Here is a 22,114-nt window from a genome sequence, read left to right on the forward strand (position 1 = left end):
CCTTGCGGCGCCCGCGAAGCAGGCCCGGGCCGCGCCGAGCGCGCTGTCTCCCTGTCGCATCCTGGCCTATATGCGGCGCCGATCCCGTCCGGAACCGGTTCCTTGTCCATCACCCCGATCCCACCGGCCGAGCCCGAGCGGCCCGGCCTCGTCGCGACCTACCGCCGCCTCTGGCCCTATCTCTGGCCCCACGGCCGGCCCGACCTGCAGCGCCGGGTCTTCGTCGCCTTCGGCCTCCTGCTCGTCGCCAAGGTGGTCACCCTGGCGATGCCCTTCACCTTCAAGTGGGCGACCGACGCCCTGGTGGCGGTGGTCGGTGGCAAGGAGGAGACGGTCCCGACCGGGATCTGGGCCGTGCCGGCCCTGATGATTCTGCTCTATGCCGCGGCCCGGATCGCCATGTCGCTCCTGACCCAGGTCCGCGACGGGCTGTTCGCCAAGGTGGCGATGCACGCGGTCCGGCGGCTGGCGTTGCAGACCTTCCAGCACATGCACCAGCTGTCGCTGCGCTTTCATCTCGAGCGCAAGACCGGCGGCCTGACCCGGGTGCTCGAGCGCGGCCGCAACGGCATCGAGGAACTCTCGCGCCTGATGGTGCTGACGCTGGTGCCGACCATCGTCGAGTTCCTGCTGGTGCTCGGCACGCTCGCCTACGAGTTCAGCCTGTCCTACTCGCTCGTCGTGCTGGTGATGGTCGCGGCCTATCTCGGCTACACCTACAAGGCCACGGAGTGGCGCATCGCCATCCGCCGGCGGATGAACGACTCCGACACCGACGCCAACGCCAAGGCGGTCGATTCGCTGCTCAACTACGAGACGGTGAAGTATTTTGGGGCGTCGGAGCGTGAGACCGCCCGCTACGACCAGTCGATGGCCCGCTACGAGAAGGCCTCGACCCAGACCTACGTCTCGCTCGCGGTGCTGAACGCCGGCCAGGCGGTGATCTTCACGATCGGCATGGGCGTGGTGATGTGGCTGGCCGCGCGCGACATCATGGCCGGGCGGGCGACGATCGGCGGCTTCGTGCTGGTCAACACCATGCTGGTGCAGCTCTCGATGCCGCTCAACTTCATGGGCATGATCTATCGCGAGATCAAGCAGGCGCTGATCGACATCGACGACATGTTCAAGATCCTGCACCGCAACCCGGAGATCGCCGACCGCCCGGGCGCGGAGCCGCTCGCCGTCAGCGAGGCGGTGGTGCGGTTCGAGGACGTGCACTTCGCCTACGTGCCGGAGCGGCCGATCCTGCGCGGCATCAGCTTCACGGTGCCGGCGGGCCGCACCGTCGCGATCGTCGGGCCGTCGGGGGCCGGCAAGTCGACGCTGTCGCGCCTGCTGTTCCGGTTCTACGAGCCGCAAGCGGGGCGCATCACGATCGACGGGCAGGACATCGCGGCGGTGCAGCAGGATTCCCTGCGGGCCGCGATCGGCATGGTGCCGCAGGACACCGTGCTGTTCAACGACACGATCGGCTACAACGTCCGCTACGGCCGCTGGGAGGCCTCCGAGGAGGAGGTGCGGGAAGCGGCGCGGCTGGCCCAGATCGACCGCTTCATCTTCGCCCTGCCGGAGGGGTACGACACGCCGGTCGGCGAGCGCGGCCTGAAGCTGTCGGGCGGCGAGAAGCAGCGCGTCGCCATCGCCCGCACCATCCTGAAGGGCCCGCCGATCCTGGTCCTCGACGAGGCGACCTCGGCGCTCGATTCCTTCACCGAGCGCGAGATCCAGGACGCCCTCGACCGGGTGAGCCAGGGCCGCACCACCCTCGTCATCGCCCACCGCCTCTCGACGGTGGTCGGCGCCGACGAGATCATCGTCCTCGACCAGGGCCGCATCGCCGAGCGCGGCACCCACCTCGCGTTGCTGGCGGAAGGCGGCGTCTACGCGGCGATGTGGAACCGCCAGCGCGAGGCGGATGCCGCCCGCGAGGCGTTGAAGCGCGCGGAATCGCAGGAGGGCGAGAGCCTGCGCACGCATCTGGAGCCCGGGGAGGTCCCCGGCCCGGTCGCCAAGGCGCCGGAGCCGGCTGCGGTGTCGTGAGACGAGGCCCTCCTTCCCGTCTCGACGTCGTCCGGGGCCTTGCCGAAGGTGAGAGCCCGGGACCCCCGACCTGCGGGAGTTTCCGGAGACGGCGGGCCGCATTCCGCTTCATCCTGGATCTCGCCGGTTGTCGATCCCGGGTTGCGTGGCGCGGACCCGGGATGACGAGGGAAGGCTGCATCAGCCTGCGCGGCGCTCGAGCGAAGCCGGGCGCCGCATTGCGAGGGAACCGGTCGTCACGGTTCCCGCTCCGGTTCGCCGGGGCGCATGGTGGAACGGCATCTTAAACGGCCTGCGGCTAAGACGGGCTCGTCACCGCCGGACCGATCCATGTCGACCACCACGCTCCGCACGGTTCCCCGCCTCGGCCCGGTCCTCGCCCGCGCGCAGGTCCCGGCGGCGGCGGCGGCCCTGCTCCTGTCGGCGTTCCTGCTGTTCTCGGTCCAGCCGCTCTTCACCAAGATGGTGCTGCCGCGTCTCGGCGGCAGCCCGGCGACTTGGTCGGTCGCCCTGGTGGTGTTCCAGGCGCTCCTGCTCGGCGGCTACCTCTACGCCCACCTGCTGGCCCGGCGGCTCAAGCCCCGCACGGCGCTCGGGCTGCATCTCGGGCTGATGCTCGCCGCCGCCCTCTGCCTGCCGATCGGCCTGCCCGCGGGCTGGGGCGCCCCGCCGGAGGAGAACCAGGCGCTCTGGCTCGTCGGGCTGTTCGTCACGGCGGTCGGGCTGCCGTTCTTCGCGCTGTCGGCGAACGGCCCGCTGCTCCAGGCCTGGTTCGCCCGCTCGGGCCACGCCCGGGCCGGCGATCCCTACTTCCTCTATGCCGCCTCGAATATCGGCTCGTTCGCGGCCCTCGTCGCCTATCCGCTCCTGATCGAGCCCGTTCTGCCGCTGCGGGCGCAGGCCGACCTCTGGCTCGCCGGGTTCGTGCTGCTCGGCCTGCTCATCCTGGCCTCGGGTCTGGCATCCTCGGCGCCGGGACCGGTGGACGGGCCGCGCGAGGGGACCGCGCGCGCGGTGCCGGCCTCTGCGGCGCCCGGCTGGCGGCGTCGCGGCGCCTGGATCGGCCTCGCCCTGGTGCCGTCGGCCCTCCTGGTCTCGGTCACCGCCCATATCTCGACCGACGTCGCGGCGGCGCCCCTGCTGTGGGTGGTGCCGCTCGCGCTCTTCCTCCTCACCTTCGTGATCGCGTTCCGGGACGGGATGGGGCGGCCGGGCCGGACGCTGCTGCGCCTCCAGGTCTGGGGCACGGCGCTGGCGCTGGCGAGCTTCGTCGTCGGCCCGGGGCTGTGGGGCGGGCTCGCCCTCCATCTCGGCCTGTTCTTTGTCAGCGCCCTGATCTGCCACGCCACGCTCTACCACCTGCGCCCGGCTCCCGACCGGCTGACCGAGTTCTACGTCTGCGTCTCCCTCGGCGGGGTGCTGGGCGGCATCGCCTGCGGGCTCGTGGCGCCGCTCGTGTTCCCGCGGGTCGTGGAGTATCCGTTGCTGATCGTCGCCGCCCTGGCCTGCCGGCCGGGCTTCGTCTCCGGCGGCGCCCGTCCCTGGCTCGCCGCCGTGGCGCCGCTCGCGCTGGCGGGGGTGGCGGCCGCCGCCGTCATGGTGCTTGCCGGCACGCTCCTCGGGGTCGCGGCCCTGCCGCAAATCCTCGCGCTCGCCGGCGCGGGCCTGCTGGCGGCGAGCGGGCGCGACCCGCACCGCCTCGCCGTGGCGGGCGGGCTCGCCCTCGCCGCCTGCTTGGCGCTGATGCGGTCGGACGATGCCGTCAGCCTGCGCTCGTTCTTCGGCATCCACCGGATCGCCGAAACCCCGGACGGGCAGATGCGCCTCCTGATGCACGGCACCACCCTGCACGGGGCGATGCGGCTCGCGAACCCGGACGGCACCCGGGCGGAGGGGCTCCCCGAGCCCCTGGTCTACTACACCCAGGAGGGGGCGATCGGCACGGCGATCCGCTCGGTGCGGGCGGCGCGGGGCGGCTCGCTCGGCGCCGTCGCGGTGGTCGGGCTCGGCACCGGCAGCCTCGCCTGCCACCGGGCCGGGAACGAGGCCTGGCGCTTCTACGAGATCGACCCGGAGGTGTCCCGCATCGCCCGCGACCCCGCGCGCTTCCGCTTCCTGTCGGCCTGCGGGCCCGACATGCCGGTCGTGCTGGGCGACGCCCGCCTGACCCTGGCGGAGGCCCCGGGCGGGCTCGGGCTCCTGATGATCGATGCCTTCTCGTCCGACGCGATTCCCGCCCACCTCCTCACCCGCGAGGCCCTGGCGCTCTACCTCGCCAAGCTCGCGCCGGGCGGCGTGCTGGCGCTGCACATCACCAACCGCCACCTCGACCTGGCCCGCATCCTGGCGCGTGTCGGGGCGGAGTTCGGCCTGACGACGCTGGTCGCCCGGGAATCCTTCCCCTTCGATCCGGTGCGGTTTCGCGCCGCGACCACCGTCGCGGTGCTCGCCCGCGATCCCGCCGATCTGGGTGCGCTCCGCACCGACCCGGCCTGGGAGCGGATCGCCCCGGAGCGGGAGCGGCGGCCCTGGACCGACGATTTCTCCAACATCCTCCAGGCGATGGCCGACAAGCGGGCCGCCCCGCGTCGATCGGATGATTGACGTGGGCCCACGCGCCTGCCATCCGCGGGCGCTGGACCGGCGCGTGCGCAGCCGGCGCGAGGCCCGAGGACCATCCGAGGACGTATGACCGACCTGTTCGAGACGATCCGCCGCGTGCTGGTGCCGATCCACAAGGAGGGCTATCCCTTCATCGCGATCGGCATCGTGCTGACGGTGCTCGCCGGCACCTTCGTGCAGTTCCTCGGCTGGATCTTCCTGCTGCTGACGCTCTGGGTCTGCTACTTCTTCCGCGACCCCGAGCGGATCGTGCCGGTCGGCGACGGGCTGGTGATCTCGCCGGCCGACGGGCGGGTGAACCTGATCAGCACCGTGCTGCCGCCGGCCGAGCTCGACCTGCCCTCCGTGCCGATGCTGCGGATCTCGGTGTTCATGAACGTGTTCGACTGCCACGTGAACCGCGTGCCGGTGACGGGCCGCATCGATCAGGTTCACTACACCCCGGGCCTGTTCCTCAATGCCGAGCTCGACAAGGCGAGCGAGGACAACGAGCGCAACGGCCTGGTGATCGAGACCCGCCAGAACGGCGAGAGCGTGCGCATCGGCGTGGTGCAGATCGCCGGCCTCGTGGCTCGCCGCATCGTCGACTGGGTCAAGCCCGGCGACGACCTCACCGTCGGCGACCGGTTCGGCCTGATCCGCTTCGGCTCGCGGGTCGACGTCTACCTGCCGGCGGGCACCCGGGTGCTGGTCGGCCTCGGCCAGAAGGCGGTGGCGGGCGAGACCGTGCTCGCCGACCTGCGCGGGACCGGCCCGGTGCGGCAGTTCCGCCGCGTCTGACAGGGGAGGGACCCGGAATGGACGACCTCTTCCCGCCCTTCGCGCCCGAGCCCAACGAGCCCAAGCCACGCCGGTTCAAGCCGGTGCCGGTGCGGATGATCATCCCCAACATGATCACCCTGATGGCGGTCTGCCTCGGGCTCACCGCCGTGCGCCTCGCCTTCGAGGGCAAGTTCGAGCCGGCGGTGATCGCGATCGTCGCCGCCGCGGTGCTCGATGGCGTCGACGGCCGGGTGGCGCGCCTGCTCAAGGGCACCTCGCGCTTCGGTGCCGAGCTCGATTCGCTCGCCGATTTCGTCAATTTCGGCTGCGCCCCGGCGCTGATCCTCTACACCTTCGTGCTGCACAACCTGAAGTCGCTCGGCTGGATCGTCGCGCTGATCTTCGCCATCGCGATGGCCCTGCGGCTCGCCCGCTTCAACGTGATGCTGGACGATCCCAACCGGCCGGAATGGAAGAAGGACTTCTTCGTCGGCATGCCGGCCCCGGCCGGCGCGCTGACCGTGATGCTGCCGCTCTACCTGCACTTCCTCGGCTTCGAGATGGCGCCGAGCCTCGCCCCGGTGGCGCTGATCTACATGCTGGTGATCGCCCTCATGGTGATCTCCACGGTGCCGACCTTCTCGGGCAAGACCGTGGGCAAGCGGGTGCCGCGGGAATACGTGCTGCCGATCTTCGTCGTGACGGTCGCGGCGTTCGGGCTGCTGATCAGCTTCCCGTTCGAGATCCTGGCGCTGCTCAGCCTCGGCTATCTCTGCGCGATCCCGGTCGGCGCCAACCAGTACCGGCGCCGCGCCAAGCTCGACGCGGCGACGGCTCCCGCGACCCCGGGCGACGAAGCGTCGGCGGCGTGACGGGGCGGGCGGGCCTCAGGCCCGCCGCGCCACGATGAACAGCCGCGGGAACGGCAGCAGCACACGGCCGTCCTCCTGCATCGGATAGGCTTCCCTCAGGGCTGCCTCGTAGCGGGCGAGGTAGGCGGACTGTCCCTCCGCATCGAGGGGCGCCAGGAACGGCCGCAAGCCGGTCGAGCGCACCCAGTCGACGATGCCGCGGTGGCCGGGAAGCGGGTGGATGTAGGTGGTGCGCCACAGATCGACCGTGCAGCCCGCCCGCGACAGCCAGGTATCGTAGTCCTGGACGCGGCCGAGCGTGGTGCGGGCGCCCGCGGCGCCGGCCAAGGCCGCACGGAACGGTGGTTCCTCCGCCACCTCCCGCATCAGCCGATGCGACGGCTCGTCGAGGTTGTCCGGCATCTGCACGGCGAGGCAGCCGCCCGGCGCGAGGCCGCCGGCGAGGCGCGGCAGCAGGGTTTCGTGGTCGGGCAGCCAGTGCAGCACCGCATTGGCAACGATCAGGTCGGGGGGCGTCTCCGGCGCCCACGTGGCGATGTCGGCCTCGGCGAAGGCGACATCCGGCAGGGTACGGCGCGCCTCCTCCAGCATCGCCGGGGAGGAATCGAGGCCGGTCACCGCGGCATCGGGGAACCGCGTGACGATCAGCGCCGTGCTGTTGCCCGGCCCGCAGCCGAGATCGACGGCCCGGGCCGGCGCGGTCAATGGCACCCGCGCCAGCAGGTCGGCCGCCGGCCGGGTACGCTCGTCGGCGAATTTCAGGTACTGGCCCGCATCCCAATCCGCCATCGGACGACTCCCCGTCGCGCTTGTCCGCCCCAGCTTAGCCGGGATGGCGTCTCCCGCGCGATGGCGTGCCGCGCGGGACAGGACTGCCGTCACGGAAGCCTCTTTCGCGGAGATTCGCCTTGCTCGAGGAATTCAAGAAATTCGCCCTACGCGGCAACGTCGTCGACCTCGCGATCGGTGTGGTGATCGGCGCGGCCTTCGGCGCCATCGTCACCTCGCTGGTGCAGGACGTCATCATGCCGGTCGTGGGCGCGATCACCGGCGGGCTCGACTTCTCGAACTACTACCTGCCGCTATCCTCGAAGGTGCAGACCGGGCTGTCCTATGCCGAGGCCAAGAAGCAGGGCGCGGTGCTCGGCTACGGCCAGTTCGTCACCGTGGCGCTGAACTTCCTGATCGTCGCCTTCGTGCTGTTCCTGGTGATCCGGGGCATGAATCAGCTGGTACGCCGCGAGGAGGTGAAGAAGGAGGATCCGGCCGACGTGAAGATCCTGACGGAGATCCGGGACCTGCTGGCGGCGCGGCGGTGAGGACCTGGCCGCCGACCTCGTGACGGCGGCCGACGCCGTGGCCTCGGCTTCCACCTCACAGGGGTCAGCCCGGGGCCGCGGAGCGGAGCCCGGGATCCAGGAGCTCGGGATCCAGGAGCCCGGGATCTAGGAGCGCGGAGCGTTCAGGAGAGGGCGAGCAGCGCTCCGCTCGATCCTCTCGCGCCCGAACTCCCGGATTTCGCGCTCTCACCCTCGGCGAGCCCCGGAATGACCCGGACTGTGCTGGAACCATCGCGCAAGCGCCGCGAGATCGTCATCTCGTCCCCGGCAGGTCCTTCAGGATATCCTTCAACGCGTCCTCCACCGCCTCGCGGCCGGTATCGTGGGCCTTCAGGCGGCCTTCGAGGCGGCGCAGCTGCGGGGTGAATTCCGGCGGAAGCCCCGGATCGCCGAGGTAGTCCGGCTTCTCGGCCTGGGCGTTGTAGGCCGAGCGCAGCTGTTGCCCGAGGTGCTCGCGCACGGGCTCCGGCAGCGCGGCGTCGTGGTTCTCGTGCGGGTCGGCGGGCATCGCAATCCGTATCGTTGCAGGGTGGCGGCGCAGCGGGCGGGCCGCCGGCGCCCGTTCTTCAAGAGAACGGCGATCGCACCGAATTCGTTGCGAGATGTCGTGCCACGGCGGGACCGGATTTGCAGTCTCCGAACGCAAAAAGCCCCGGCACGAGGGCCGGGGCTCGAAGACAAGCCGGTGTCGCGCCACCCGATGGCGGCGCGGCTTCGACTTAGTCGATCACCTGCACGATGCGGCGGGTGCCCGGATCGACCAGCACGACCCGGTCGTTGACCACGGTGTAGCGGCGACCACGGATGCCGTACTCGGACGGGACCTCGTAGTAGCTCACGCCCGACGAGGGCAGCACGCCGCCGACGGCCACGTCGCCGTCCCAGTCATACGAGCGGTGCTGGCGCACGGCGTAGGAGCGGAAGCGCGGACGGTCATCGACACCGAGGAGGCCGCCGACCGCACCGGTCGCGGCGCCGACGGCACCGCCGACGATCGCGCCGACCGGGCCGGCCGCGGCAGCACCATCCTCGGCGCCGCGCTGGGCGCCGGGGATCAGGCCCTGGGCCTGGGCGGCCATCGGCAGCGACAGGGCGAGGGCGGCGGCGGCGAGAATGGTCTTGCTCTTCATCGAAGCGGTCTCCGTTTCGTCCAATCCACCCCGGTCGAGCAGGGCGGCTCTCGGGGGTGGTAACGTCGTGGCCGGCGAAACGGTTCAATCGATGCGAGCAGATTGTCGCGTAACCCCGCGGGAGTACTCCGAGGAGCCGCGGGGCCTGGATCAGGCGTCCTTCGGCATCGCCGACTGGATCAGTCGATCGGTGCCGAGGTCTTCCTCGTCGTAGCCCAGGAGCTCCGCCAGCCGGCCGCGGGCGCGGCTGACGCGGCTCTTCACGGTGCCGACCTTGCAGCCCATGATCGCCGCCGCCTCCTCGTAGGAGACGCCCTCGGCGCCGACGAGCACCAGGGCCTCGCGCTGGTCCGGCGGCAGCTTGGCGAGCGCGCTCTGCAGGTCCTCGACGTCGAGCCGGTCGCCCTGGTGCGGGGCGGTGGCCAGCCGCGCGGCGTAGGAGCCGTCCTGGTCCTCGACCTCGCGCACCCGCTTGCGGTGGTCGGAATAGAAGATGTTGCGCAGGATGGTGAACAGCCAGGCGTTCAGGTTGGTGCCGGCCTGGAACCGGGCCCGGTGCTGCCAGCCCTTCAGCAGCGTGTCCTGCACCAGGTCGTCGGCCCGGGCCGGGTTGCTGGTGAGCGAGAGCGCGAAGGCCCGCAGGGACGGCACCGCCTGCAGCAGCCCGTCGCGGAATTCCGGCAGGACGATCTCGCCCTGCGCCTTGAGCGCCGCCTCCAGGCGCGCGATCAGTTCGGCGAACCGGCTGTCGGGATCGGCGTTGCCCAGGGCCTCGTAGGTGGCCCGGAGCTGCGTGCCGAGATGCGACCGGATGCTGGCCGAGAGGCCGGGGCGCGCCTCGGCCGACGGGTTCGGGGCGGTGTCTCGCGTCATGGCTCTCGCGTCTGCCTGCCAGAGGAGGAAGATGGGCCCGGAGGCCGCGACCGGAAAGAGCGAGCTTAGCGAGAAACGGGCCGGGACCAAGAGGGCCGGCGCGTCGCGGGGCGTTTTCAGCCGCCGGGACTCAGGCCCCGCGAGGGAGCGTTCAAACGTCAGCCCCCGAGACTCGCCCCGGTCTCGTCGCCGTCCGGCACCCCGAGGCGGAAGGCCAGCACCTCGCCGGGGGCGAGATCGGTCCAGCTCTCGTCGCGGGTGAGGGGGCGGGTCGCCACCACGGTCACGATGTCGTCGGGCGTCGTCTCCTGCGCGAAATCGACCCGCCAATCCTCGTCGATCAGCGTCGCGGTGCCGAAGGGCGCCCGGCGGGTCAGGGTGCAGAGGCGCTTGCCGCAATGGGCGTAGAGGGTGCGGCTGTCGGAGAGCAGCATGTTGAACACCCCGAGCCCGTGCAGTTCGGCGCAGAGCTCCCGCACCGCCCCGTCGAGGCGCGTCGGCTTCGGCAGGCTGCCCCAGCGCTCCTCGAGCTTGCCCAGCATCCAGCAGAACGCGTGCTCGCTGTCCGTGGTGCCGACCGGGCGGAAGCGCCCGAGCTTGAGGCGCTTCACGCCCTTCAGCTGGCCGTTATGCGCGAAGGTGAAGGTGCGCCCCCACAATTCGCGGCTGAACGGGTGGGTGTTCTCCAGGGCCACCCGGCCGCGATTGGCCCGGCGGACATGGGCGATCACGATCCGGCTCTTGATCGGGTATTGCCGCAGGAGCCGGGCGATCTCCGAGCGGGCGCTCGGCTCCGGGTCGTGGAAGCTGCGGCAGCCGCGGCCTTCGTAGAACGAGATGCCCCAGCCGTCCTGATGCGGCCCGGTCTCGCCGCCGCGGCGCGCCAGGCCCGCGAAGCTGAAGCGGATATCGGTCGGGACGTTGGCGCTCATGCCGAGCAATTCGCACATGGCGGTGGTTATAGGGCCGGATCGGTGAGCGGGGAGTGAACGCACCTAACCTCGGGAGAGGTAATCCACCAGCGTCATGGTGAACAGGATCCCGACCCAGAAGAAGCCGATCCCGGCGAAGAGCTTGACCAGCGGCGGCTCGTGGCGGACCTCCATCGAGAACCACAGGATCGTCGCCACCATCGCGCCGGCGACCGCCAGCTCGACGATCCAGACATGGGCGAAGGGGAGGGTGGCCCCCAAGGCCACGGTGATCCCGAGCATCACCATGAGCGCCCCGGCCGTCAGGACCGGCTCGCGCATGTGCCGCCAGAGGAGACGGCGCTCGTCGCTTGTGCCGAACACGGGGCTCTCCTACCGGTTGAGCACGTAGAGGGTCGGGAAGGCGAGGATCCAGATCAGGTCGATGAAGTGCCAGTAGAGCCCGAAGATCTCGATCCGGTTCTGGTGCGCACTCAGGAAGCCCGGCCGGCTCGCCTGCCAGGTCATCACCAGCAGGATGGTGATGCCGGTCATCAGGTGCAGGCCGTGCAGGCTGGTCGCGACGTAGTACAGGTTCACGAACAGGCGCGAGGGCGGCGAATCCTTCAGCTCGTAGGGCCGGTCGGACAGGAACGGCATCATGTGTTCCTGGTAGTCGGCGTAGTACTCGTAGCCCTTGAGCAGCAGGAACACCGTGCCGAGGGCCGCGGTGGCGAGCATGAACCGGACCATGCCGCGCTGCCAGCCGAGCCGCGAGAGCTGGATCGCCCCCGACATGGTCAGGCTGGAGCCGATCAGCACCACGGTGTTGGTGGCGCCGATCCAGAATTTCAGGTGGCGCGCCGCCTCCTGGACCGCCTCCGGGTGGAGCAGGCGCAGGACGAGCGCCGTGAGGAACAGGCCGGCGAAGAGCAGGAGTTCGGTCAGCAGCCACGCCCACATGCCGAGCACGGCGGCGCGCTTCTGCTGCTCAACGCAAGCGAAGTGCGAGACGAGCTTGACGCCGACGGCTGTGTCGGTGGCTCCCGCGCTCACGAGTGCTGCCTCCCGGTCTCCTGGGCCTGGATCGGGTAGTCGTAGGGGATCTTCGGCGCCACCGGCTCGGTGACGAAGTTGTGCGCTGGCGGCGGTGAGGCCACCGTCCATTCGAGGCCGCGGGCGTCCCAGGGGTTGGCCGGCGCCCGCTTCCCGAACCAGATCGCGTAGACGAGGTAGACCATCGGGAAGATGTAGCCGACCGCCAGGATCGTCGAGCCCGCCGAGGACAGGATGTTGAGGAACTGGAATTCCGGCGGATAGACGTGGTAGCGCCGCGGCATCCCGAGGTAGCCGAGGATGAATTGCGGGAAGAACGTCACGTTGAAGCCGATGAAGATCAGGAAGGCCGAGATGCGGCCCCAGGCCTCGATGTACATCCGTCCGGTGATCTTCGGCCACCAGAAATGCAGGCCGCCAAGGAAGGCCAGTACCGTGCCGCCGACCATGATGTAGTGGAAATGCGCCACGACGAAGTAGGTGGCGTGGACGTGCTGGTTGATGGCCAGCGTCGCGAGATAGAGCCCGGTGAGGCCGCCGAGCACGAACAGTCCGATATAGCCCATGGCGTAGAGCATCGGCGTGTCGAGCTTGAGCGAACCCTTGTGGATCGTCGCGGTCCAGTTATAGACCTTGACCGCCGACGGCACCGCCACCGCGAAGCTGAGCACCGAGAACGCCACGCTGGCGAAGTCGCTCTGCCCGTTGACGAACATGTGGTGGCCCCAGACGAAGAAGGTCACCGAGGCGAGCCCGATCGCCGCATAGGCGACGAACTTGTAGCCGAACAGCTTCTTCTGGGCGAAGGCCGGGACGATCTCGGAGATCACCCCCATGCCCGGCAGCACCATGATGTAGACGGCCGGGTGCGAGTAGAACCAGAACAGGTGCTGGAACAGTACCGGGTCGCCGCCATAGGCCGGATCGAACACCCCGATATGGAAGGCGCGCTCGGCGATGAGCAGGATCAGCGCCACGGTGATGACCGGGGTGGCGAGCAGGAAGATCAGGCTGGTGGCGTAGTGGGTCCAGACGAAGATCGGCAGCCGGAACCAGGTCATGCCCGGCGCCCGCATGGTGTGGATCGTCACCACGAAGTTGAGGCCGGTGAGGATCGACGAGAAGCCGACGATCGTCACGCCGATCAGCGCCGGCACCACCCAGGTGTTCGAGAAGGCGGTGGAGAGCGGGGTGTAGAAGGTCCAGCCGGTATCGACGCCGCCCAACACCACGCTCGCCAGCGTGAACAGCGCGCCGGTCATGAACACGTACCAGGAGGCGAGGTTCAGCTTCGGGAAGGCGAGGTCCCGCGCGCCGATCATCAGCGGGATCAGGAAATTGCCGAAGGTGGCGGGGATGCTCGGAATCAGGAAGAACCACACCATCACGACCCCGTGGATCGTGAACAGCTTGTTGTAGGTGTCGTTGGTGAAGACCTGCCCGTCGGGAACGACCAGCGCCAGGCGCACCAGGCCCGCCGTGACGGCGCCGATGACGAAGAAGGCGGTGATGCTGGCGAGGTAGAGGAGCGCGATGCGCTTGTGGTCGGTGGTGAAGAACCACGAGCGCAGGGTGTGCTCGGCATGCAGGTAATCGGCCCCGTGGCCGGTGCGGGAATCCGGGGTGTGGGGGTCGCGCAGGGCCGGCCCGTCGGTGAGGGTGCCGCTCGTCATGGTGTGGCTTCCTGCTGCGCCGTCGCGCCTGAACTCTTCAGGTAGGCGACGAGACGGTCGAGATCGTCGGGCGGGATCACGTTGCGGAAGGCCGGCATCACCTGCTTGTAGTCGGCGGCGAGCTTCTGCCGGTTCGGATTCAGGATCTTGTCGCGGAGATAGGTCTCGTCGGCCGTCACCGTGCGGCCGTCGGCGAGCTTGACCTCGCGACCGTAGAGGCCGGCGAGGGAGGGCGCCCGCACCTTGGCGCCGGGATCGTGGCAGGACCCGCAGCCGTAGGATTCGTAGACGACGCGGCCGGCCCCGGCCTGGCCGCCCTGCTGGGCACCGCCATTCTGCAGCCAGGCGGCATAATCGGCCTGGGTCATCAGGGTCAGGGTACCGTCCATCTTCGAGTGGTCGGTGCCGCAATATTCCGAGCAGTAGAGCCGGTAGCTGCCGGTGCGGTCGGCCTTGAACCACAATTCGGTGTAGCGGTCCGGCAGCGTCGCCATCTGCATCCGCAGGGCCGGCAGGTAGAGATTGTGGATCACGTCCTGGCTGATCATCCGGATCTTGACCGGCTGGCCGATCGGCAGGTGCAGGTCGTTGATCTCGGACTGGCCGGTCGGGTGCTGGAACTTCCACATCCATTGCCGGCCGATCGCCTCGACCACCATGGCGTCGCCCGGGGCCTGCTTCGAGATGAAGAACAGCCGGGCGCCCCAGACGAAGAAGATCAGGGTGAGCAGGAACGGGATCAGCATCCAGCTGATCTCGATCAGCACGCTGCGGGTTCCGGTATGGCTGCGGTCGGCCGCCTCGCCCTGGCGGTAGCGGATCGCGAACCAGGTGATGGCGACGAAGACCGGCACCGTCAGGAGCAGGGTCAGGACCGTGAAGGCGAGGATCAGCCAGTCGGTCTCGACCGCGGTGGCGGAGGCCGCCGCGGGCCAGAGCTGGAGCGCGAGATCGGTCGGGTTCATCGAACGGGGGCTCCGCCGGCGGGCGGCAGGGATGCGGGGGCGGCAGGCTCGAGGGCGGAGGGCTCGAGGGCAGAGGGCTCGAGGGATTGGCCGACGATCAGGCGCATGGCGCGCTCGATCGGGATGCGGGCGCGCCCGTCGGGCAGGGGGGCGTAGGTGGTGAGGTCCGCCTTCTCCCGCGCCTCCAGCCGGGCGAGGTCCTCGTAGGGCGCGCCCTGGAGGTTGGGCGGCGGCGGCTGCACCTTCGCCGTCTGCTGCGGGGTGAGGCGCGGGGTGTCGGCGACGTGCCAGGCACCGAACAGGTGCATCATCAGCCCCACCGCGGTGATGGCGGCGGCGACCGAGGCGGCGAGGCCCGCGACCACGTAGGCGGTGCGGCGGACGTCGACATCCTCCGCCTCGAACCCCTCCGGGTTGTGCGGGCCGTCGTCGGGCTGGGCCGGCGGAGCCGGGCGCCTGAAGCCGGAGAGGCGCAGCAGGCCCGCCGCGGCGAGGGCCGGCAGCAGCGCGAAGGGGCCGGGCCGTGTGGTGTCGCTCACGAGACGCGTCCCCGCAGGCGGCGATCCACCGGGCCGTAGAGGCCGCCGGCGACGCCCACCACGCCGATCACCGCCAGCGCATCGGCCCAGGTGAAGCGGAAGGCGCCGCGGAAGCCCGGCGTGACGAGCCAGAACATCTCGGCCCCGTGCAGCAGGAGGATCAGGAGGGCGATGCCGGCGAGCAAAGCCGGCCGTCCGGCATTGCGGCGCGGCACCAGGACGAGGGCGGCGAGCACCATCACGCCGACGCCGAGCCACACCCCCAGGCGACCGAGCGCCCCGTCGCGGGCGAGGTACCAGCGCGCCTCCTCGGGCAGGTTGGCCGACCAGACCGTGAGATACTGCGCGGCGTGGACGAAGCCCCAGATCGCGAGCAGCACCAGAATCGGATCGGCGAAGGCGGCGGCGGTGCGCTGGTCGCGCCCCGGTCGGCCGGAGGAATCGCGGGCCGCGATCAGGGCCGCGGCCGAGACGGCGAGGCCGGCCTGGATCGTCATCACCAGGAGGCCGAAGGCCGTCGAGGCGAGGCCGGGATCGGCCGATTGCACCCAATCCTCCGCCGCCAGGGTGCCGGTGACCGTGGTGAGGATCAGGCCGAGGATGGCGCGGCTCCGGCGCTGCCCCGCCGCCGGGCTGCCTGCTTCCGCCGCCGGGCGCCGGAAGGTGTCGGCGAGCCAGAGCCAGACCGCCAGGTAGGCGAGGCTGCGCAGGATGAAGAAGGCGGGGGTGAACCACGCGCCCGCGAAGGCGGTGCGCGGGGGAGCCCCCCGGTCCCACGGATAGAGCCCATTGAGGCTGAGCAGCACCGGCAGCAGCAGCAGGCCGGCGATCGGCAGCAGGCCGAGCAGGCGACGCAGGGACGCCGCCATCGGGCCGGCGGCAAAGCCCGCGAGTTCGAGCCCCATCAGCAGCGGCAGCGCGCCCGCCGGCAGGGCCACCAGCACCAGCCAGGCCGCGAGGTAGGACGGCATCACCGGGGTGCCGGAGGCGCCGGCGAGCGCGCAGATCCCGAGAGCCGCCACGCCGAGCACGAGGGAGATCGGGCGCCGGCTCATCGTCTGTCTCCCGGCCGGGCGGCGCGGCTCGCGGCCGCGACCGCGGCCTGGTCCTCCGCCGGCAGGCTCGCCAGCGTGACCCCCTGGCTTAGCTGGAGCGCGCGGATATACGCGACGATGGCCCAGCGGTCGGCCGGCGGCACCTGGGCGCCGTAGGAGAGCATGTTGCCTTTGCCGTTGCTGATCACGTCGTAGAAATGTTGCGCTGGCGCCGCGCGCAGGCGCGCCTCGCCGAGCGCGGGCGGGCGCGGATAGCCGCGCTGCACGATCATGCCGTCGCCGAGCCCGGCGGCGCCGTGGCAGGGGGTGCAGAACACCTCGTAGCGCTCCTGGCCCCGCGCCAGCAGGGCGGGGGTCGCGGAGGCCGGCTGCGGCACCGGCCGGTCCGGCGCCGCCCGGGCGACGGTGCCGGGGGCGGGCAGGCGCATCGTCTGTCCCTTCGGGAAGAACGGGTTCGCGTCCCAGGTCTTGGACTTGGGCTGGCTCACCATGTTGGCCTGGTCGCAGGCGGCGAGCGCGAGCGGGAACAGGAGGAGGAGGCGCTTCACAGCGGCACCCTCCGGACCATCAGGGGCCGTCCCTCGGGCAGCCGCGCCAGGGCCTGCTCGATCCGGGCCGGATCGAAGCGCGGGCCGGCCGCCTCGAGGGTGAGGAAGAAGCGGTCCTCGCTCGCGCGGACGAACCCCGGGATCGCGAAGGCCGGATGGTTGAGCCGCGGCAGGCGGTTCTGGAACAGCAAGGCCAGCACGGTCGCCAGCCCGCCGCAGAGCGTGCCGAACGACACGCTCGGCACCAGGAAGGACTGCCAGGAGAAGCGGGGTCGTCCGCCGACATCGAACACGTAATCGAAGCCGGTGGCGTAGAGGCACAGGGCCATGAAGGCGGCAAAGCCGGCGAGCGCCGCCCCGAGGGCGAGGAGCGGCAGGATCCCGGCCGGGCGCCCGAGGAGGTCGGCGGCGCGGCTCATCGGGACCGGACCGTAGGTCTCGATCCGGGCGCCGAAATCGCGCGCCTTCAGCGCCTGCACCGCCGTTGCGAGGTCGCCGGCCTCGTCGAACTCGGCGCTGACGCCCCAGAGCGGCGCCTCCGCGGTCTCGGCGAGCGTCGGGGCCGGCCCGCCGCTCGGCCGCCCGTCCGGATGGCTCTCGGCGAAGCGCTTGGTCTCGGCGATCGACACCATCGGCAGGGTGCGCAAGCCGAGAAGCAGCAGGGCCAGGAACAGCCCGATCGAGCCGGCCAGCGTCGCCAGACCCCACGCGCCCATGGAATAGGGATGGGCGGAGGAGGGCAGGAAGTCGTGGCTGAGCGTCACGACCAGCAGCATGAAATGGTCGCCGAAGCTGCCGATCGCGGCGGCGAGGCCGACGAGCGCCACGACGAGGCCGGAGCGGCGGAGCTTCGAGACCCAGAACAGCTGCACCGGCAGCAGCGCGAAGACCACGATGAGCCAGAACGCCCAGGCATGCGTGCCCGAGAGGCGCCGCACCAGCACCGCCCGGTCATAGGCGTCGCCGTGCAGGAGGCTGGAGAAGATCTCCGTGGCGTAGCAGTAGGTCGAGGCGAGGCCCAAACCCAGCATCAGCCGCGCCAGCAGGGCGATGTGGCGGTCGGTGATCAGCGCCTCGAGCCCGAGGGCGCGACGCACCAGCACCGTCAGCGCCGCCGTGACGCCGACGCCCGAGAGCAGCGAGGCGGCGAGGAACGTGACCGGCAGGAGCGTGTCGTGCCAGCCCGGCAGCACCGAGCCGGACAGCATCACCGAGGCGCCGGTCTGGAGCGAGACGACGAGGACGAGGGCCAGCCCCGAGAGGGTGCGGGTGGCGAGGAGCCAGCGCTCCCAATGCGTCGAGGCCCCGCGCCAGCCGAGCGCCAGGAGGCCGTAGGCCTGCGCCTTCAGGAGCGTCGATCGCCGGCGCCGGCCGCGCCCCTCGTCGGTCTCCCGGATCTCGCCCTGCACCGCCTCGAAGGCGCGGTCGCGCAGGGCGGCGAAATCGGGCAGCAGGCCGACATACCACAGGCCGAGGCACACCCCCAGGAAGCTGATGATGTCGATCGCGTCCCAGACCAGCGGCGAGCGGAATTGCGGCCACAGCGCCAGGGTGTTGGGGTAGGGCAGGGTCCAGTAGAACACCCAGGGCCGCCCGAGATGGATGATCGGGTAGAGGGCGGCGGCCGCCGCGGCCAGGATCGCCGTGGTCTCGGCGATGCGGTCTATCCCGGAGCGCCAGGCCGCGCCGGAGAGCCGCAAGGTCGCGGAGGTCAGCAGCGCCCCGCAGGCGATGCCGATCCACCAATCGTAGGCGACGATGTCGAGCGCCCAGACGACCGGGTTGTTGTTGTGCCAGATGCCGACGCCGTTGAGGAGCAGCCAGGCCAAGGCCGCGGCGAACACGCCCAGCAGCCCGCAGGCCCCCGCGAAGGCGATCCACCACGCCCGCGACCGGGTGCGGGCGGAGGCGCCGGTGACCGCGCGGCCGATCGAGGCGAAGTCTTCGTCGGCGCCGAGCAGGCCGGCGCGGGGATTCAGGGCGCCGCTCACAGCGTCCTCCCGGGCTTCACGGAGGCATCCTCGACCAGCCGGGCGAGGTAGGTGGTGCGCGGCTTGGTGTTGAGCTCGGCGAGCAAACCGTAATTGCGCGGATCGGCGGCGGCGGCCGCGACCCGGCTGCCGGAATCGCGCAGGTCGCCGAAGGTGATCGCCCGGGTCGGGCAGGCGCCCTGGCAGGCGGTCTCGACCGCGCCGTCGGGGATCGGGGCGTGGTCGCCCTTGGTCGAATCGATGCGCGCCGCCGCGATGCGCTGGACGCAGTAGGTGCATTTCTCCATCACGCCGCGGGCCCGGACGGTGACCTCCGGGTTGCGCTGCTGCTGCTGCACCGGCGCCATGTCGCCGGAATAGTCGAGGTAGTTGAAGCGCCGGACCTTGTACGGGCAGTAGCTCGAACAGGCCCGCGTCCCGACGCAGCGGTTGTAGACCATGAGGTTCAGCCCCTCGCGGTCGTGGACCGTGGCCTCGACCGGGCAGCCGACCTCGCACGGCGCCTGCTCGCAATGCATGCACGGCACCGGCATGAAGTGGGTCTTCGGGGCGTCGATCCCGCCCTCGTAGTAGCGGTCGATCCGCAGCCAGTGCAGCCAGCGGCCGAGGGCCACCTCCTCCTTGCCGACCACCGGGATGTTGTTCTCGGACTGGCAGGCGGTGACGCAGGCGTTGCAGCCGATGCAGGCATCGAGGTCGATCACCATGCCCCAGGCGCGCTCGGTCGCGTAGCGCCCGCTGGCTGAGGTCGGGGCCGGAGGATACAGCGAGGGCAGGGCCTCGCGGGAGGCGACCGGGGCCGTGGCGCCGACCGCCTGCACGCGCACGAAGTCGTGCCCCTCCATGGTGCCGTGATCCTGCGTCGTCACCGGCGCCGCCTTGCGGCCGGTGGCGGCGAGCGTCGCCTCGGCGAGGCGCCAAGGCGTGGCGCTGCTCCGCATCGGATAGGCGTCGTAGCCGATCCCGTCGGCCAGTTGCTCCGGCGTCCGGCGGCCGTAGCCGAGGCCGACGGTGATGGCATGGTCGGCCTGGCCCGGCTGGATCCAGACCGGTCCCTCGATCCGCCGGCCCTCGGCCTCCAGGGTGACGACGTCGCCCTGCTTGAGATCCTCGCGCTCGGCGAGCATCGGGCTCACCGCGATCGCGTTGCCCCAGACCAGCTTGGTCAGCGGCTTCGGCAGTTCCTGCAGCCAGGCGAGGTTGGCGAGGCTCCCGTCCCACACCGTGGGGTCGGGCCGGAACAGCACCTCGACCCGCCGGGCCGGGCCGGCCGGCGAGGCCGCGGGGCGGGGCGGGGCGGCCGGCGCCGCCAGCGGCGTGCCGGTGGTCTCGGGCGCAAACGCGGTGTCGGCGAGGAAGCCGGCCTGCAGGAAGGCGTCGCGCCGGGCCTGCCACCCGGCATCATCCTCGCCCAGCCGGCGCCAGTGGGCGTCGAACAGGGCGCGGCCGTCCTTGGCCTCGGCATCGGTGAGGATCGACAGGATCTCCGGCACCGACCGGCCGTCATAGAGCGGGCGGATCGTCGGCTGGATCAGCGTCACCGTCCCGTCGAGGGAGCGGGCATCGCCCCACGCCTCGAGCGGGTGGGCGAGCGGCAGGTTCCAGTCGCAGTGGAAGGCGGTCTCGTCCTGGTAGAGCCCGGCATGGATCTTGAGCGGCACCCGGCCCAAGGCCTCCAGGAAGCCGAGGTCGCCCGGGGCGTCGTAGACCGGGTTGACGTCGAGCATCACCAGGACCTGCACCTCGCCCCGGCGCATCGCGTCAGTGAGGGCCGACAGGGGCTCTGCGTCGAGAACCGGGACCGGCGCGGTGTGGAAGACGGTGCGGCCGGCATTGCCCAACGCCGCGTTCAGCCGGTGGACCTGGGCCAGCAGTTCCGGCCCTCCTTGCGCGCCGGCGAGCACGATGCCGTTGCCCCGCGCCGCGTTCAGCGCCGAGAAGGCCTGGTCGCGCCAGGACGCGGCCGGGCCGGCTTGCATCGACGGCGCGCCGCCCCCGGCCTGGGCCAGGAGGTCGCGCACGATCCCGTCCAGCCCGTCCGAGCCGAGGCTGAGCGGCGCATCGGCCTTGGCCGAGGTCAGGCTCGGGCTCGGGCCGGCATGGTGGAGGGCGAGGAGCCGCCCCTCGGCGGCAGCCTTGCGGCGGGCGTCGATCCAGTCCCGCGCTTGGCCGACCTGGCCCGGGCCGGGATCGAGCAGGTCGCCGTCGAGGGAAACGACGACCTTGGCCTGGTCGAAGCGCCAGCGGGTCTCGAGCGGGCGGCCATGGGCGAGCCGGGTGCCCTCGTAGAGCGCGTCCCGCCCGACCGGGGCGGAGACGTGCCAGCGCATCGCCGGAAAATCCCGGCGCATGGCGGAGATGTGCGCCGCGAGCGACGGCGAGGTCACCGGACCGGTGAGGAGGTGCAGCCCCCGCCCGCCATTCGTCGCCTTGAGCGCCGCGAAGCGCCCGGTCATCGCGGCGCGGAACGCCTGCCACGCGCTCGGCCGGCCGAGATGTTGCGGGGTCTGGAGCCGGAACGGGTCGTAGAGCCCGAGCACCGAGGCCTGCCCGAACACGTCGGTGCCGCCGCGGCTCCACGGGTGCTCGGCATTGCCCTCGATCTTGAGCGGGCGGCCGTTGCGGGTGGTGACGGTGATGCCGTTGGCGAACCCGTCGGTCAGCGCCGCCGAGGCGTAGGCGAGGGGCGCCCCCAGGACGATCCGCTCGGGCTGGCGGACGTAGGGAACCTCCTCCTTGCGGCCGTCCGGCTGGCCGCAGGCGGCGAGCCCGCTCATCGCGAACGAGGCGGCCATCAGCTTGAGGAAGCCGCGCCGGTCGGGCGCGGCGGCGAGCCGCGCCGCGGCCGGGTACTCGGTGTCGAGGAAGGCCCGGAACTCGGGCGAATCCGCCACCGCGTCGAGGCTGCGCCAGAAGGCCGGGCCGTCGCCGGCGGCGAGGCGGGCGCGGAGCGCGCCGATGTCGTCACTCATCGGTGGCAGATCCCGCATTCGGTCAGCCGCTCGCCGCCGCGGATATGGTACTGGTGCACCAGTTCCGGCCCGAGCGTGGCCTGGTTGGCCGGCGGGGTCCAGGTCATGTTGAGGATCTGGTCCTTCGGCCGCACGTATTTCTCGGGGTTGCGGTGGCAATCGAGGCAGAAGCTCATCTCGAAGGCATTGGCCCGGTAGGTGAGCTGCATGTCGGTGACGCTGCCGTGGCAGGTCGAGCAGCCGATGCCGTTGGTCACGTGGACCGCGTGATTGTAGTAGACGTAGCCCGGCAGCTTGTTGAGGCGGGTCCAGACCAGCGGCTGATCCTTGGCGTAGCTGGCGCGCACCGGCTCCAGCATGTCCGAGCCGGACCAGATCTGCGTGTGGCAGGTCATGCAGGTATGGGTCGGCGGGATGCCGGCGGTGGCCTGGGTCTCGACCGTGGTGTGGCAGTAGCGGCAATCGATCTTCAGCTCGCCCGCATGGTGCTTGTGGCTGAACGGCACCGGCTGGGCCGGCGCCACCCCGACGCCCGTGACGTAGGAGGAACGCACCAGCCCGGCCCCCACCACCGGCAGGGCCGCCAGGCAGGCGGCGCCGGTGAGCAGGGCGAGGCGCAGGAGGGCGTCGGCGCCCGGGGCGAAGAGCTGACGCACGGGTTCAGGCCTCGCCTCGGAGAGGGGCCGGACGCCCCTCGGCCGGGCGTCCCTGGCCCGAGACGACTGTCATGTGTCGCACGCCGTTCTCGCTCTGCCGTGGCCG

General features: G+C 71.2%; 20 protein-coding genes. 5 read left to right on the forward strand and 15 right to left on the reverse strand.

Translation table 11 applies throughout. From position 1 onward, the window contains the following. Nucleotides 1-102 precede the first annotated feature (102 nt). From FF100_RS01820 to pssA, 4 genes are all read left to right on the forward strand, one after another. Complete coding sequence (locus FF100_RS01820; RefSeq protein WP_246101868.1) at nucleotides 103-2,043, forward strand: ABCB family ABC transporter ATP-binding protein/permease; 1,941 nt, start codon at nucleotides 103-105, stop codon at nucleotides 2,041-2,043. 330 nt (nucleotides 2,044-2,373) lie between these two features. Then, nucleotides 2,374-4,647 carry a fused MFS/spermidine synthase gene (locus FF100_RS01825; RefSeq protein WP_139033847.1) on the forward strand — a complete coding sequence of 758 codons (2,274 nt, stop codon included), beginning with the start codon at nucleotides 2,374-2,376 and terminating at the stop codon, nucleotides 4,645-4,647. 84 nt (nucleotides 4,648-4,731) lie between these two features. Then, on the forward strand, nucleotides 4,732-5,445 hold the full coding sequence (locus tag FF100_RS01830; RefSeq protein ID WP_139033848.1) for a phosphatidylserine decarboxylase: 714 nt from the start codon (nucleotides 4,732-4,734) through the stop codon (nucleotides 5,443-5,445). Nucleotides 5,446-5,462: 17 nt separating this feature from the next. Next, nucleotides 5,463-6,299: a CDP-diacylglycerol--serine O-phosphatidyltransferase gene (pssA, locus tag FF100_RS01835; RefSeq protein WP_139033849.1), complete on the forward strand. Its 837-nt coding sequence runs from the start codon at nucleotides 5,463-5,465 to the stop codon at nucleotides 6,297-6,299. Nucleotides 6,300-6,314: 15 nt separating this feature from the next. Here pssA and tam read toward each other — a convergent pair whose 3' ends face one another. Next, nucleotides 6,315-7,088: a trans-aconitate 2-methyltransferase gene (gene tam / locus FF100_RS01840; protein WP_139033850.1), complete on the reverse strand. Its 774-nt coding sequence runs from the start codon at nucleotides 7,086-7,088 to the stop codon at nucleotides 6,315-6,317. A gap of 119 nt (nucleotides 7,089-7,207) precedes the next feature. Between tam and mscL the strand changes: the two genes are divergently transcribed. Beyond that, nucleotides 7,208-7,618: a large conductance mechanosensitive channel protein MscL gene (gene mscL / locus FF100_RS01845; protein ID WP_139033851.1), complete on the forward strand. Its 411-nt coding sequence runs from the start codon at nucleotides 7,208-7,210 to the stop codon at nucleotides 7,616-7,618. A gap of 274 nt (nucleotides 7,619-7,892) precedes the next feature. On the opposite strand, the gene FF100_RS01850 is transcribed toward mscL, so the two are convergent. From FF100_RS01850 to FF100_RS01915, 14 genes are all read right to left on the reverse strand, one after another. Next, the gene (locus FF100_RS01850) at nucleotides 7,893-8,147 is read right to left on the reverse strand and encodes a hypothetical protein (RefSeq protein ID WP_139033852.1); all 255 of its coding nucleotides are present in this window, start codon (nucleotides 8,145-8,147) and stop codon (nucleotides 7,893-7,895) included. A 211-nt stretch (nucleotides 8,148-8,358) separates the two neighbouring features. After that, nucleotides 8,359-8,769, reverse strand: coding sequence for a DUF1236 domain-containing protein (locus FF100_RS01855; RefSeq protein ID WP_139033853.1), 411 nt, complete (start codon nucleotides 8,767-8,769; stop codon nucleotides 8,359-8,361). 150 nt (nucleotides 8,770-8,919) lie between these two features. Beyond that, nucleotides 8,920-9,642 (reverse strand): sigma-70 family RNA polymerase sigma factor, encoded by a 723-nt coding sequence (locus tag FF100_RS01860; protein WP_139033854.1) that lies wholly within the window; start codon nucleotides 9,640-9,642, stop codon nucleotides 8,920-8,922. A 158-nt stretch (nucleotides 9,643-9,800) separates the two neighbouring features. After that, on the reverse strand, nucleotides 9,801-10,592 hold the full coding sequence (locus tag FF100_RS01865) for a class II glutamine amidotransferase (RefSeq protein ID WP_139033855.1): 792 nt from the start codon (nucleotides 10,590-10,592) through the stop codon (nucleotides 9,801-9,803). A gap of 45 nt (nucleotides 10,593-10,637) precedes the next feature. Then, nucleotides 10,638-10,937: a cytochrome C oxidase subunit IV family protein gene (locus FF100_RS01870; protein WP_246101869.1), complete on the reverse strand. Its 300-nt coding sequence runs from the start codon at nucleotides 10,935-10,937 to the stop codon at nucleotides 10,638-10,640. A 9-nt stretch (nucleotides 10,938-10,946) separates the two neighbouring features. Next, nucleotides 10,947-11,609 carry a cytochrome c oxidase subunit 3 gene (locus FF100_RS01875; RefSeq protein WP_246101870.1) on the reverse strand — a complete coding sequence of 221 codons (663 nt, stop codon included), beginning with the start codon at nucleotides 11,607-11,609 and terminating at the stop codon, nucleotides 10,947-10,949. Continuing rightward, nucleotides 11,606-13,282 carry a cytochrome c oxidase subunit I gene (locus FF100_RS01880; protein WP_139033857.1) on the reverse strand — a complete coding sequence of 559 codons (1,677 nt, stop codon included), beginning with the start codon at nucleotides 13,280-13,282 and terminating at the stop codon, nucleotides 11,606-11,608. Before FF100_RS01880 ends, FF100_RS01875 begins: the two co-directional genes overlap by 4 nt. After that, entirely contained in the window at nucleotides 13,279-14,247 is a 969-nt protein-coding gene (gene coxB / locus FF100_RS01885; protein ID WP_139033858.1) for a cytochrome c oxidase subunit II, read from the reverse strand. The genes FF100_RS01880 and coxB overlap by 4 nt, the downstream gene beginning before the upstream one ends. Continuing rightward, the gene (locus tag FF100_RS01890; protein ID WP_139033859.1) at nucleotides 14,244-14,786 is read right to left on the reverse strand and encodes a hypothetical protein; all 543 of its coding nucleotides are present in this window, start codon (nucleotides 14,784-14,786) and stop codon (nucleotides 14,244-14,246) included. The genes coxB and FF100_RS01890 overlap by 4 nt, the downstream gene beginning before the upstream one ends. Beyond that, nucleotides 14,783-15,841, reverse strand: coding sequence for a hypothetical protein (locus FF100_RS01895; RefSeq protein WP_139033860.1), 1,059 nt, complete (start codon nucleotides 15,839-15,841; stop codon nucleotides 14,783-14,785). The genes FF100_RS01890 and FF100_RS01895 overlap by 4 nt, the downstream gene beginning before the upstream one ends. After that, nucleotides 15,838-16,389 carry a c-type cytochrome gene (locus tag FF100_RS01900; protein ID WP_205824728.1) on the reverse strand — a complete coding sequence of 184 codons (552 nt, stop codon included), beginning with the start codon at nucleotides 16,387-16,389 and terminating at the stop codon, nucleotides 15,838-15,840. The genes FF100_RS01895 and FF100_RS01900 overlap by 4 nt, the downstream gene beginning before the upstream one ends. Next, on the reverse strand, nucleotides 16,386-18,380 hold the full coding sequence (locus tag FF100_RS01905) for a quinol:electron acceptor oxidoreductase subunit ActD (protein ID WP_139033861.1): 1,995 nt from the start codon (nucleotides 18,378-18,380) through the stop codon (nucleotides 16,386-16,388). Before FF100_RS01905 ends, FF100_RS01900 begins: the two co-directional genes overlap by 4 nt. Beyond that, nucleotides 18,377-21,352: a TAT-variant-translocated molybdopterin oxidoreductase gene (locus tag FF100_RS01910; protein WP_139033862.1), complete on the reverse strand. Its 2,976-nt coding sequence runs from the start codon at nucleotides 21,350-21,352 to the stop codon at nucleotides 18,377-18,379. The genes FF100_RS01905 and FF100_RS01910 overlap by 4 nt, the downstream gene beginning before the upstream one ends. After that, entirely contained in the window at nucleotides 21,349-22,008 is a 660-nt protein-coding gene (locus FF100_RS01915; RefSeq protein WP_139033863.1) for a cytochrome c3 family protein, read from the reverse strand. Before FF100_RS01915 ends, FF100_RS01910 begins: the two co-directional genes overlap by 4 nt. Nucleotides 22,009-22,114 lie beyond the last annotated feature (106 nt).

It is taken from the genome of Methylobacterium terricola (assembly GCF_006151805.1).
GTDB lineage: Bacteria > Pseudomonadota > Alphaproteobacteria > Rhizobiales > Beijerinckiaceae > Methylobacterium > Methylobacterium terricola.